Consider the following 13,159-nt stretch of genomic DNA (forward strand, 5'->3'; position numbering starts at 1 on the left):
CCCCAACGTATTGTATTAAATTCAATTTGTTTAACGATATTCATAGCTTCGTTGGTTAGATCTACTAAACTGTATCAGTAGTTTTAATTTAAAGGGTGTGATGAATGCGAGAAATATCGTTAGCAAAAAAGTTACTCTGGCTTAGTGTTGGTAGTATATTTATAACTGTACTAGTGCTATCAGGCATTTTGTGGTGGCAGTTATCATCAAGTAATAAGCAGTTAGCGACTAAATCTGAAGAGTACATTACTGTAGAAGTAGAAGAAAAGCTTAATGCTCATGCAGCTGGATACGGAGAAAAAATTGCAGGCTTTATTAATGAAGCTTACCGCATTCCCTATTCATTAGCGGCTTTATTAGGTGACGCAGCCAAAAGCGAAACCCTGAGCCGCGATACGGTAGTAAGTATTAACCGCTCGATGTTAGAGCAAAATACTCTGCTTTCTTCTATATATTCGCAATTTGAGCCTAATGCTTTTGATGGGCAAGATTCGAGCTTTAAACAAGGTTACAAACATTCGGTTAATGGTAATGGCACCTTAGAGGTGTATATAACTCGCGACCAAAACGGCGTCATTGAACAGCAAAAAGTAGCTAATGCTGCCGATAAATATATTACCTCTTTAAATGAATTTGGTATTCGTGAAGCGCATTGGTATTTGTGTGCAAAAGACACGCTTAAGCCTTGTATTATGGAACCGTATTTATACGAAATCCCATCGGGCGACTCAGTAATGCTAACTTCGTTAACTGTGCCTATTTTAAAGTCAGGTCAGTTTATTGGTTTAGCTGGCGTTGATTTAACGCTCCCAACTTTTCAGGGCTTAACCGAAAAGCTGTCGAGCGAGCTTTACAACGGCCAAGCAAAAGTAACACTTTTAAGTGATATAGGTTTAATTGTAGGCAGCAGTCACTATAAATCTAAATTAGGCCGCCCATTTAAAGAAGCGGTTAGTAGCAACACTTACAGTGAGCTGGTTAAATTTAAAGGCCAACATGGTCTCTTTAAAACGCCTCGCGAGTATTTAGTTAACTACCCAATTAATATAAAACTAGCTAACACTCAGTGGTCATTAATCATAGAAGTACCTACAGAACTAGCACTTGCAGGGCCTGAAGCGCTAGAAAAAAACATGCAAGAAACAGCAACATCACTCAGATTTATTATTTTAATAACAGGCTTAGTAATTGCTGTGGTTGCTTTTGTTATTATGAAATTAGTAATAGCAGGTGTAATAGCGCCGCTACAACAAATTCAACAGCGTGTAGATAACTTAGCAAGTTCTGAAGGCGATTTAACGCATACACTTCATGTTGAAACTCATGCAGAGCTCATTGCTTTAGCTGGTGGCTTTAATGCCTTTTTATCTAAGTTACGTATTTTAATTACAGAACTTAAAGATGTGTCTGATCAAACCAAGCAACAAGGTGAAATAGCGCAGCATATAGCTATTGATACTAAGCATAATGTTCAATCTCAATTTCAAGAAATTGAAAGTGTGGTAACGGCTATGAACGAAATGAGCGCAACAGCACTCGAAGTCGCCAGAGCATCAGAGCAATCAGCCCAACAAGCCGATGAAATAAACAGCTTGGTAGTAAGCAGTGAATCGAGTTTATCGTCAGCAATGACACAAGTTAAAACAATGTCTGAAGAAATTAAAGAAGCTAATCAAGCCGTTGAAAAAGTAGCTTCGCGCAGTAAAGACATTACGCAAATATTAGATGTAATTCGTACTATTTCAGAACAAACAAACTTACTTGCTCTTAATGCAGCTATTGAAGCTGCGCGCGCTGGTGAACATGGCCGAGGCTTTGCCGTTGTTGCCGATGAAGTACGTGCACTTGCTTCTAAAACGCGTTCATCAACAGACGACATAAGCCAGCTAATTGATAGTTTATTATCTGAAGTAGGTAATGCGTCTACCGTTATTGAAAAAGGCGTAGTACGTGCGCAAAATGCTGTTGATGAAACATCAGTAGCTTTTGATGCTCTGCACAGTGTTGTTGTTAAAGTTGATGAAATAACCAATCAAATTACACATATTGCAACCGCGGCTGAAGAACAAAGCTTAGTGACCGAAGAAATTAACCGTAATTTAACGCTTATATCTGATGCCGCCTCGCAACTTGCTGACTTATCTACACAAGCAGGGGATAGCAGCGAAGCGCTTAATGCACTCGTTGCCCAGCAAGATAATGAACTTAATAAGCTTAAAACGTAACTTACAAATTAAGTTTTAAGTACAAAAAAAATGGCCAGTTAATACTGGCCATTTTTATTTAGTAGAATAAATGTAACTTGTTGAGAATGCTCGATAACTGCTATTTATAACTTTTTAATCAACATAAACATTTGGTTGATCATTGGCTCAGCAAATTGCTCTACATTAGGACGATTAAAATAACCGCGTAAACCTGTAAATTGCACTTGAAAAAAGCGCGCATATTCAACAGCGGTCAACGTGTTACTTAACTCACCTTTGTTTATTGCTTGGTTAAATAATTGCGTTAAATAAGCTTCAAATTGAGCCGTTAAATCTAAGCTTAGCTCATACAGGTTTGAATCTTTTTCTGCAAACTCGCTGTTTGCTTTAACTAGCATACAAATAGCGCTTGGGCTGCAATCTTTTGTTTTAATTACCACGTTTTCAACAAACGCACGTAATCCACCAAGTACTGTATCGGCACTTGATAAAAACCCTTCTATTTGGGTTTTCATTTGTACGGTGTAATCTTTCAGCGATTCGCAGTATAGGCCTTCTTTAGAGCCAAACGCAGAGTAAATACTACCTGGGCGCATATTAACGGCTTCTTGTAAGTCACGCGTTGAGGTTGCATGAAAACCTTTTTGCCAAAATAGCTGACTAGCAACGCGAACTACATTCTCGCGTTCAAATTTAACCTTATTAGCCATATCATTCTCAATCAATTTGAACATTTGCTCAATTTTAACTTGAACAGTCGCTCAAAATCAAATACTATGTGTCTCGAAGTTACTTAAAACTATTAATTATTAGGAGCTAACCATGGCCGAATTTACTTTATACACTCAAGAAAACGCACCAGAAGAAGCAAAACCGTTACTAGCTGATTCAGTAGCAGCATTTGGTATGCTTCCTAACTTACATGCAGTAATGGCTGAAGCACCAACATTACTTAAAGGTTACCAAGTACTGCATGAGTTGTTTCAAAAAACATCATTCAACGCAGAAGAGCTAACAGTAGTATGGCAATCAATTAACGTAGAGCACGACTGCCATTACTGTGTTCCTGCTCACAGTGGTATTGCAGCGGCAATGAAGGTTGATCAAGGTATTGTTGACGCACTTGTTAACAAAACACCACTTGAAAACCCTAAGCTAGAAACTCTTCGTGAAACTACACTCGCAATGACACGTGAACGTGGCGTGATCAGCGATGAGCAAATCGAAAAATTCTTTGCCGCAGGTTACGCTAAGCAGCAACTACTTGAAATTATTGTAGGCTTGTCTCAAAAAGTAATGAGCAACTACACTAATCACCTTGCTGATACACCAGTAGACGCTGCATTTAAAAAATACGTAAAATAAATACGGTTTTATAAATGACAAAAGGCAGCCTAGGCTGCCTTTTTTGTGTTTATAAATCACAGCTATTTAAATTTAACCGTTTTTATACTGCGTGTATAAATACGTTGTTCGGGCTTTGTCCACTCACCCTTTTTAAGGTAAGAGGTCGATACAAGAAATTTATCGTCCTTTAGTTCACTCATCGATTTAACCTTTGTAATACCATCTTGGCTACCAGTTACATCTTCATAAGCTACAAATTGAGTGGGGCTGAGGACTTTCATAGTCCCTTTTGTATAAAACCCTGCTGTTGTGAAATAGTAAAATACCAAAGACTCTTTTTTACTGTCGTAAAAAATCATCGACTCGCCGCCATACTCACCTTCATTAATAGAGTGCTTGGTATGTATCGCTTTACCGTTTAAAGCACGCTCCCAACGGCCAACATCTTGTATTTTTTTAGCACCTTCAGGTACTTTAAAGTCAGCCTGCCAAGTTCCTAAATAGGGCTTAAATACGGCAAGTTCTTTATCAAGGTTGGTGGATGTATCGGATGCATAGCTACTAAATGTTAATAAGCATAAGACTAAGAATATCGCTTTAAAATATGTCATAATTTGGCTCTTGTTTTTGTAATACCAATGCCAAGTATAGGCGATAATTAATTGATAAAGAAAATATTAATCACATTCTCATTACTTTATTTAGCCGCCATTTGGCAGGCTTACCTACTGCAATACTTACCTGTTTATATACCTATATATGTACCTGGTTATATAAGTGTATTAAGTGCTATCACTTTTTTAATGTACGCGTGGGATAAGCGACAAGCTAAGCGCTCTTCACATAAAAAAGTAAACCGCACGCCAGAGCGCACACTGCAACTACTTGCATTATTTGGAGGATGGCCGGGGGCATTACTTGCTCAACAATTACTTCGTCATAAATCACAAAAGCGACGTTTTATAGTGGTGTTGTGGTTATGTATTTTAATAAATGTTGGTAGTTATTTCGCAGTAGGATATTTGTGGCTTTATGAAGGATTTAATATGCCTTAGGCCAGTTATTAAATTAATCAGACTAAGGCATATACTAAAACGTACTGAGAAGTTTACTGAGCCGACTGGCTTGCTTCCATTGTATCGAGTTCAACAGTTAGGATTGTTTTTTTATCAACTGAAACCCATTTTCTGTAAGTAAGGTATCCTGCTTTGCTTACTTCAATATCGTATTTACCTTCTTTAAGCTCTATACCAGCTTTGTAAACAGGGTTGATATTCATAATACGAACGCGAGCATCAGCTGGGTTAGTAATAACTGTTAATGAAATTGGTGCGGCTACTTCGTTAATCTCTGCAATAGGTTCTACAACTACTTGCTCAGTTTCTTGAGCAGGAGGAGGTGTAGAACAACCGCTTAATAACAGTAAACCCAAAAGTGCGCTTAATTTTTTCATAGGTACTCCGTAAAATTATTTTAAATAATAAATGTTAAATGTCACGAAATATCATGGAGGAGTATTAATAAGTTGGGGTACCTAACTCGTCTTCCTTGACTTTCGTTTGTTTAAAAAACAAATTGGCGTACAGTTTAATATGTATCCAGCTCAGGTTCAATTATTGTTATTAATTTATAAAGTTTTAAATAAATTTAACGCTATGCTTATGCTGCTCATTTAAAGTAATAAAGTGGCTTCATCGCTATTATCGCGTTCAAAGTTTAAGTTGAACTGACCTTGACGAGTGATAGTAAAAATAGCGCGCTGCCAATCCTCAACTTCGTTTTTAATAGCATGGTCAAATAATGTTTTAAATAACTCAGTTATATTTTCAGATACTATGATTGCATGCTGTGTTTCGTCGTCTGCTTTTATAAAGTGGGCTTTGCACTCAATCACATTATTATCGCAATCTAAAATAAGCTGAGCTTCAAACCACGGCTCATCTATTTGCTGATAAAGGTACTGACCTAGGTGATGTGGGATGTTTTTAATGTCGGGTTGCATCTGCTTTCCTTAGCGTGTTATTGATTAGTCTTCAAAACCAATTGTTATCCAAGTATCAACTGTTGCCCACAGATCTATGTTCATAGTTGGTAGTTCATCAGCCCACCAAATTAAGGATTCTTCAAGGCCTTTAATACGATTAAAACAGATGTAACCTCCAGCGCCATTAGTAAAAATGCTTTTGAACTTGTTTAAGTCTATATCCACATCGTGCTCTTCTAATACTTCCCAGTCATACTCATCCAATAATTCTTGCTCATCAATTGGTAAAAGCCCCATTGAGTTTGAGACTAGGTAATTAAAGCCATTAAAGTGTGTGTAAAAATCTTTTAAATCATTCGGAAGTTGAGAGAAGCACTCTGTTAATTCTATATTTTTTGGATTTTTAGATTGATAATATAGAATTTGATTTCCTGACAAAGAGCGAATACCAAAAACTAAATGATACTCTTCAAAGTAATATGCTAAATTAATAGTTTCAAGTTGCTCTGCTAGGTATTCATAGGTAAGCTCTAAATCGTTACGGAATTTGCTAAATAAATTAATAGTTCGTTCAATTTTCGAGTCGTTTTCTTTAAATATTTCAGCCCATACCTCAGGTATTACTGCCGTTATATCGGCGGATAAAATTTTAGTGTCAATAACTTCAGGTTTGTCAAAATATTCGCCTAAAAATTTTTTTAATTCATTGTCCATTAAAAATTACCTTAAATTTATTTTACTAAAGTTTTTATCTTACTTTGAATGTCTAATTCTAATTGCGTCTCAAGTTTCATCATTCTTTCTCTGAATTCTGGGGATACTTTGATACCTCCTTTTTTATACTCAGTCCACTGTGAAAAGCTTTTTGAACCTTTAGAAGTGTTAGCCGTTTTACTTAGACCTATGAAGTTAATGGGGTCGTTGAGTACTTGCTTTTGTTGTTCTAATGTTAGCCTTTCAAAGCCATCCATTCTAGTTATTTTGTCCATTGGAACAACGTGATCGGCTTCTAAGCGCCCTATGACAATTAGCCCTGGCAACGCTTCATCTGGATAAGGTGGCTTTTTGTTCTTATTTACTTGATTTCTGATCTCAGGAGATGGTGTAGACCTCCTTAGCTTGGCATATAATTCAGGAGCTACTCGCCTATCCTTGTTATTATTCCTAGCCCCCTTCAAATCATTTCCTTTCGGCGCATCTAATTCATTCGCAACACTCTTTTTAGGTTTACCCACAATACCGGTGCTTTTCGGCGGCTCGAATTCATCGAGGGCTTTGTTTACGCGATTGCCAATCTCACTGGCTGCGCCTTTAACGCCTTGGTCTATTTTGGGGGTAACTTCATCAAGTTGTTTAATGGTGGATTGCATGCCGTCTATGGCTAGTTGTGGCAGCAGTAGGTCGTATTGCCAACTTGTTGATATTTCATGAATAGTAAACTGACTATTTAATAGTACTTTTACTCTTTAAGCGCAGCGCCTCTAGCCCTCTTTGTGAATAATTCACTTAAAATATTGTTTGCACAAAGAGAAAATAATGAGAAGTAAATGAGGGACCCAATTTGAAATACAGCCAAAGGCTAGGGCGCTAATCTTTTAAGGCTGTAGCGTCTAGCCAGCATCCATGTTGTTAAAAAACGGGTTAAATTAATACTTAACGTGTTGGAACAGCGGCGATTACTTCTTCATTATTATTATCGCGCTCAAAGTTTAAGTTAAATTGGCCTTGACGAGTGATAGTAAAAATAGCGCGCTGCCAATCCTCAACTTCGTTTTTAATAGCATGGTCAAATAATGTTTTAAATAACTCAGTTATATTTTCAGATACAGCAATTGCATGCCGTGTTTTGTCATCTGTTTTAATAAAGTGAGCTTTGCACTCAAGTACATTGTTGTTTTCGCAATCTAAAATAAGCTGAGCTTCAAACCACGGCTCATCTATTTGCTGATAAAGGTACCGACCTAGGTGTTGCGGGATGCTTTTAATATCGGGTTGCATGTGCTGTCCTTAGCATGTAATTAATTTATGTATTCTTTAATATTAACAATTTATCTTTTATCAATAAATCTGGCAGTTATTTTTCCACAGTTCATAATAGCTACTTAAATTTATTTTAATTTCAAGTAAAGGTGCAGCAATGTACCAACTTAAATAATAGTCATTGTCAATTCCATATAAGGCTTCAAAAAACGCAAATGTTACTTCATCATCGTTTTTCTTTGAGTCTCTAATTAAATCTCCAAACTCATCAAAAAGCCAATAATGAGGAATATCGTCATCTATGTGAGACTCGAATTCAGCAGGCGTTGCAAATTTAACTTCAAAACTATCTGTTGCTCTTCGGAGTTCATCATCCAGATTTTCTAATAAATTAACTTGTTCTAATATAAAGTTTTTGGCATGAAATATGATTTCTTCATCAGTAATATTAACTTTATCTTTGACTTCTTTAAGTGACAAAACGTCCTTTACTACCTGAGTAAGCCTCTCTTGTTCAGGAATAAATTGTGTTATCTGATTAACGTTATTAATTATTCCCTCTTCATGAAATAAGTAAGTGAAATGGGATTTATCAAATTGTTGTGTACCTTGACAAAAACATTTCCAATTTTTAATTAAATTATCCATAAGTTTGGGTTCCCATCGTATGTTAGACACCTAATGGTACTTTTACTCTTTAAGCGCAGCGCCTCTAGCCCTCTTTGTGAATAATTCACTTAAATATTGTTTGCACAAAGAGAAAAGAATGAGTAGTAAATGAGGGCGTTAACCGTAAAAAGCAGCCATTATGTGAAAGGTTAAGGCGCTAATTTTTAGCGCCTAACTTCACAACATCCATGTTGTTAAAGATCGGTATATACTGAAGTAGTTAATTTTAGTAAAAAGAGTTATTCATTTGGGTCGTAAAGCTTTGCAATAAATTCATCGAAATCATCAGCAATTTTTACGATGCTTTCAGGTAATTGATTATTTATTGGATCAAAAGGAGATTTGTCTTCAAATTCGTGATCTTTATAAAATACTTGCCCATAAGAATCTTCTCTAGTAGATAGTAGGTAAAAGTTACCAGCGGGAGAGTTAGCTATATAAATTAAACCTTTAGGAAGTTTTTCACCATGATGTCTCATATTGGGTTCAAGTCCGTAAGTCACATCTTGGCTAAGTTCATAAAAAGAGGCAATATAATCCCCATTAGAAGCTATTATGTTCTCTTTAAAATCAACTGCGCATTGTATGGGCTCCCCCCCATTATTGAGATATAGAAAGTTTTTGTATGTGTTAGGAAGTCTTATTGATAAATTTGCTTCAAACTTTTCAATATCTAAAAAATTTATTTCAGGACCACAATTTTCTAATTCTAAGTTCATAATTATCCTCCTACTTGTCGGGATATAGAAGCTCCGCCAGAGTGTGTAAATGTTTTATGGATTTCAAGGTCAATTAACTCCATAGAGGTGGTATCACCATTATGATGCCATGTTAGACCTCTAGGTGACTTATCTGGCCAATTGCCGCTTCTGATACCTCTAGTACGCTTTTTAATATTGTAAGTTTCCATAATGTACTCTTCGCTATATCTTGACTCTAACTCATTCCAAGCCTTTGAAAAGTCTCCAACATCTGGTGGGGTGATATCTGTTTCTGATTTACCCGTCATATTCGAAATATTAACTTTCTCGTTGGAGTAATTACTAAAATCAGGATAACGCCCCCCGTCAGGTGGACCTGATATATAGGGTATTTCAATATCAACTTGCCCTAAGGAAGATGTTTCCATATTTGGCTTACCATAAAGGATGGTATCAGTGAGTTCATCGTATCGAACCGTTCCCCCATTTTCGAGCCATTTTTTAAACTCAGGAGCGTTTGGTCCTGCATTTGTCCTTAATAAGCCATTTATATCCCTAAACTGCCCTTTAGTATTTAACTCAATTGGTTTTGCATTTACAAAGCTGTGAGCATGTTTTTTACTCTCTTGTAATGCTGCATCGGGTTTGTCAATGCGCTCAATTAACTTAGGTTGCTCAGGAGATACTGTGTGCGATATTGCTTTATCTAGCTGTTTGCGTTTAAGTATATCGGCCATATCAACCAGTGCGCGATTGGCGCTGGCAAGGTGTTTTGATTTACTCGCTGCAGAAGCGGCAACACCCACCCCGCCTGTTAATATCGCTAATAATATTTCAAAGGCCATTACACCAGTTATGCGCTGTTTATCAACGTACGAGTGGGCTTCAATATAGTCATACGGGAAGCGCGCGAGTGTATTGCGGGTGTCTTCATCGTCCATTAAGGCGAGTAATAATTCAAAGGCATCTGATAATGCACTGGTTGTTTTTTGGCTAAAGGCTAAAATTGTTTCAAGTTCGTGCTTAACCGCGTGTTTATCACCACTGGCAACAGCATCAATCATTCTAAAGCAGGCAAAATACACACTGATATTTATATCAATCCCCAATACGATTAAATCAGCGATACCCGTTACAAGGGACTTTGCGCCTTGATACAGGCCCGTTGCGCGTGCACCGGTTTCAATCATCCATTGGGTAAAAAAGTCCTCTTGCTCAAAAATAGCATCGCCAATAGCTGCTTGTTTGCGTATTTCATTAAGCATAGAGGTGAGATGTTGTTTAAAGTCGTTACGCAGTTGGATGAGTTGTTGTTCATCCGCTTGAGTGGTTGCGCGCAGCAAAACATCACTTTTACCTTGCGGTAAATTAGCCAAGGTGGCTACACCGTTTGCCAGTGAGCCGGTATGTTCAATGCCCTCATTATCGATAACGATATAGTCAATACCATCAACGGGTGAACCATCATCAAAAAGGTATTCAAGTTCAAGCTGAGCGAGTGAGCCTGCAGATAACGTATTGTCACCCAAATCAAACGCAGTCACTTGACTAATATTGGCAGGGCTTGCATTGCTTGGTGCCCGCGCGGTTTTTGGGCTGGTTATGTCGTAATCAACTGGGCCATCAAAGGTTATAAATGTGCCATCGAGTGTGAGTACGTTAGTGGCGGTAATATCAACATTACCTTGGCTGTCGAGCTTTATTTCGCCGCCCGCGTTGTGAATAATTAAATCGCCATTGCCAGAGCCCGTTATGTTTATATTATTGTTAGTTTGTAAAAACGTAGAGCCATTAGTTCGGAATTTTTCAAGCTAGTTGCCACATTAAGCATTTACTCTTTAAGCGCAGCGCCTCTAAACCTCTTTGTGAATAATTCATTTAAAATATTTTTTGCACAAAGAGAAAAGAATGAGAAGTAAATGAGGGCGTTAACCATATAAAGCAGCCATTATGTGAAAGACTAAGGCGCTAATTTATAGCGCCTAGCTTTACAACATCCGTGTTGTTAAAGAGCGGTTAAATTAATACTTAATGTGTTTAAACAGCGGCTATTACTTCTTCATTATTATCGCGCTCAAAGTTTAAATTAAACTGACCTTGGCGAGTGATAGTAAAAATAGCGCGCTGCCAATCCTCAACTTCGTTTTTAATAGCATGGTCAAATAATGTTTTAAATAACTCAGTTATATTTTCAGATACAGCAATTGCATGCCGTGTTTTGTCATCTGTTTTAATAAAGTGAGCTTTGCACTCAAGTACATTGTTGTTTTCGCAATCTAAAATAAGCTGAGCTTCAAACCACGGCTCATCTATTTGCTGATAAAGGTACTGACCTAGGTGTTGCGGGATGTTTTTAATATTAGGTTGCATTGGCTTTCTTTAGCGTTATAAATGAGTTTTAAAATGAATGAACAAGCATAAAGTTTGTAAATATGTGTTAGCCGAAAGACATCGCATTAAGAAACTCTTGGAAATTATCAAAAGCCTTGTAAAAAACAGGTGATAACTCTTCAGATTCATTATGATCCCATATTACTACTTTAGGGTTTATTGTATCTTCTTTGAAATCTAGACATAAAAAATCACCTCCAAAAAGGTAAGCAAAAGGTAAGGTCTCGGCTCCAACCAAGTCTTCGTTATCTGTAAGTCTTTCCTCAATTTGAGCCATTACGACTTTAATTTCGTATTGCATAAAAGAACTATCGAGGTTTTTATCTTCCGAAACTATTAGAAATCTTTCCAATACCCGGTCCTCAGAGTTAACTCTTATAATAACTTCTTCTGGTGATGCACCATTGAATTTTAAAATAAATTCTCTGTAGCTAAATGGTAAGTTAACATTAAAAAATTTTTCTAATGAATCTAACTCATCATGTGTTACAGAAACTTTTTTCTCTAAACTTAAATCTTTCATAATGCTATCGCTTTCCGTATGCCCAATGACCGACAGAGCGGCCACCTTGATGATTAATTATATTATGTGCGCCAAATGGAACTAACTCCATTCTTCCACTAATTTCTGAGTGATGCCAAGTGAAACCATCAGGTCTACCTCCAGGGATTCTTGAATCTAGCCATTTAAATTGTTGATAGTCAGAAGCAAGCCACAACTTTTCTGGTAGGAACTCTACCTTTTCTAATAAACCAGCACTTTCAAAGTCAGGGTATTTTGTACCTGCTTTTAATTTCACTTCAGGGACTAATCCGCGTTTAATTGCATTAGCTTTCATTTCACGCTTTTGCTTTATTGTTAATTTATCACCGTCAGGAAAATTCTTCCACGACCAAGGTTTATTAGAGTTTATTAAATTAGCATATGCTTCAGTTTGGTAGTTTAAGTCATACTTAACAGACCTATTACCTTTAGCCCCTTTTAAATCATTCCCTTTAGGCGCATCTAATTCATTCGCAATAGCCTTTTTAGGCTTACCCACAATACCGGTGCTTTTCGGCGGCTCGAATTCATCGAGGGCTTTGTTTACGCGATTACCAATCTCACTGGCTGCGCCTTTAACACCTTGGTCTATTTTGGGGGCTATTTCATCAAGCTGTTTAATGGTGGCTTGCATGCCGTCTATGGCTAGTTGTGGCAGCAGTAGGTCGTATTGCCAACTTGTTGATATTTCGTGAAGTGTATCGCGCAGGCCTTTTATAAAGGCTTTTACTTCGCTGGCTGCTTGTTTACCTAGGTCTTGCCAGTTTATTTTACGTAAATACTGAACGGGGTCGCCTTTGCCTAGCTTGCGTAACACTGCAATTGCGGCTTCTATTGTGTCGCCGCTGTTTTTAATTACCACTTTACCAACACCTTTTACCGCGGAGCCGAGCACAGGCACTAAACCTATCGCGGTGAGCGTAAAGGCAATCCAGCCATCACTGTCGTTGGCTTTATCGTCATCAGTCAGCAGCATTACATTGGCTAAAATATCCCGCACGTCCATGACTTGGTCAATCACCGGTATCATCGAAATAATACTGCCTACCACAATCTGCGCCGTTGTAGGGTCTTTATTAAAGTCGCCTTGCAGTGCTCCCCATAACCAATCACCCGCTTGGCTAGCTATGTTGCTTGCTTCATCAAGTGTTGCTGTTTGCCCAGCTCTGCTCATTTGTATGGCAGAGGCGGGGGTTATTCTTTTATAAAGTGGGTTTGGTGTGGTGTTATCTTGAGGTTCATACTCGCGCGTATCTTCCCCATATTGAACAGTAAATTGCCCATTTGGTACATCGGTTAATTGCGCTATACCGTCTTCATCTAGCTGGCCTGTGCT

At 37.7% G+C, this 13,159-nt stretch carries 16 protein-coding genes; 3 read left to right on the forward strand and 13 right to left on the reverse strand.

Going from position 1 to position 13,159, the window contains the following annotated elements:
- The first annotated feature begins 104 nt into the window (after positions 1-104).
- On the forward strand, positions 105-2,225 hold the full coding sequence (locus tag H5118_RS19330) for a methyl-accepting chemotaxis protein (RefSeq protein WP_182749778.1): 2,121 nt from the start codon (positions 105-107) through the stop codon (positions 2,223-2,225).
- Between the two features lie 104 nt (positions 2,226-2,329).
- On the opposite strand, the gene H5118_RS19335 is transcribed toward H5118_RS19330, so the two are convergent.
- Positions 2,330-2,917, reverse strand: coding sequence for a TetR/AcrR family transcriptional regulator (locus H5118_RS19335; RefSeq protein WP_004334521.1), 588 nt, complete (start codon positions 2,915-2,917; stop codon positions 2,330-2,332).
- Between the two features lie 112 nt (positions 2,918-3,029).
- On the opposite strand from H5118_RS19335, the gene H5118_RS19340 reads away from it, so the two are divergent.
- Positions 3,030-3,572 (forward strand): carboxymuconolactone decarboxylase family protein, encoded by a 543-nt coding sequence (locus H5118_RS19340; RefSeq protein WP_024595406.1) that lies wholly within the window; start codon positions 3,030-3,032, stop codon positions 3,570-3,572.
- Between the two features lie 62 nt (positions 3,573-3,634).
- Here H5118_RS19340 and H5118_RS19345 read toward each other — a convergent pair whose 3' ends face one another.
- The gene (locus H5118_RS19345; RefSeq protein WP_182749780.1) at positions 3,635-4,165 is read right to left on the reverse strand and encodes a hypothetical protein; all 531 of its coding nucleotides are present in this window, start codon (positions 4,163-4,165) and stop codon (positions 3,635-3,637) included.
- 51 nt (positions 4,166-4,216) lie between these two features.
- On the opposite strand from H5118_RS19345, the gene H5118_RS19350 reads away from it, so the two are divergent.
- Entirely contained in the window at positions 4,217-4,609 is a 393-nt protein-coding gene (locus H5118_RS19350) for a DUF1294 domain-containing protein (protein WP_182749782.1), read from the forward strand.
- 53 nt (positions 4,610-4,662) lie between these two features.
- On the opposite strand, the gene H5118_RS19355 is transcribed toward H5118_RS19350, so the two are convergent.
- From H5118_RS19355 to H5118_RS20710, 11 genes are all read right to left on the reverse strand, one after another.
- Positions 4,663-5,007: a PEGA domain-containing protein gene (locus tag H5118_RS19355; RefSeq protein WP_182696509.1), complete on the reverse strand. Its 345-nt coding sequence runs from the start codon at positions 5,005-5,007 to the stop codon at positions 4,663-4,665.
- A gap of 219 nt (positions 5,008-5,226) precedes the next feature.
- Positions 5,227-5,556, reverse strand: coding sequence for a DUF600 domain-containing protein (locus tag H5118_RS19360; protein WP_182749784.1), 330 nt, complete (start codon positions 5,554-5,556; stop codon positions 5,227-5,229).
- Positions 5,557-5,580: 24 nt separating this feature from the next.
- Positions 5,581-6,252 (reverse strand): SMI1/KNR4 family protein, encoded by a 672-nt coding sequence (locus H5118_RS19365; RefSeq protein WP_182693141.1) that lies wholly within the window; start codon positions 6,250-6,252, stop codon positions 5,581-5,583.
- Positions 6,253-6,269: 17 nt separating this feature from the next.
- Positions 6,270-6,908: a hypothetical protein gene (locus tag H5118_RS20700; RefSeq protein ID WP_259398007.1), complete on the reverse strand. Its 639-nt coding sequence runs from the start codon at positions 6,906-6,908 to the stop codon at positions 6,270-6,272.
- 283 nt (positions 6,909-7,191) lie between these two features.
- A complete protein-coding gene (locus tag H5118_RS19380; RefSeq protein WP_182749786.1) occupies positions 7,192-7,536 on the reverse strand; it encodes an immunity protein YezG family protein in 345 nt (114 codons plus the stop codon).
- A 60-nt stretch (positions 7,537-7,596) separates the two neighbouring features.
- Entirely contained in the window at positions 7,597-8,166 is a 570-nt protein-coding gene (locus H5118_RS19385; protein ID WP_182749788.1) for a hypothetical protein, read from the reverse strand.
- Positions 8,167-8,426: 260 nt separating this feature from the next.
- Entirely contained in the window at positions 8,427-8,906 is a 480-nt protein-coding gene (locus H5118_RS19390) for an SMI1/KNR4 family protein (RefSeq protein ID WP_182749790.1), read from the reverse strand.
- Between the two features lie 2 nt (positions 8,907-8,908).
- Positions 8,909-10,432 (reverse strand): HNH endonuclease, encoded by a 1,524-nt coding sequence (locus tag H5118_RS20865; protein ID WP_310736102.1) that lies wholly within the window; start codon positions 10,430-10,432, stop codon positions 8,909-8,911.
- Between the two features lie 493 nt (positions 10,433-10,925).
- The gene (locus H5118_RS19400) at positions 10,926-11,258 is read right to left on the reverse strand and encodes a DUF600 domain-containing protein (RefSeq protein WP_182749792.1); all 333 of its coding nucleotides are present in this window, start codon (positions 11,256-11,258) and stop codon (positions 10,926-10,928) included.
- A 67-nt stretch (positions 11,259-11,325) separates the two neighbouring features.
- Complete coding sequence (locus H5118_RS19405; protein WP_182749793.1) at positions 11,326-11,802, reverse strand: SMI1/KNR4 family protein; 477 nt, start codon at positions 11,800-11,802, stop codon at positions 11,326-11,328.
- A 4-nt stretch (positions 11,803-11,806) separates the two neighbouring features.
- Positions 11,807-13,159, reverse strand: a 1,353-nt coding sequence (locus H5118_RS20710; RefSeq protein WP_259398008.1) for an HNH endonuclease, incomplete at its 5' end; no start/stop codon positions are given.

The sequence above is a fragment of the Pseudoalteromonas sp. SR41-1 genome (genome assembly GCF_014164015.1).
GTDB lineage: Bacteria > Pseudomonadota > Gammaproteobacteria > Enterobacterales > Alteromonadaceae > Pseudoalteromonas > Pseudoalteromonas distincta.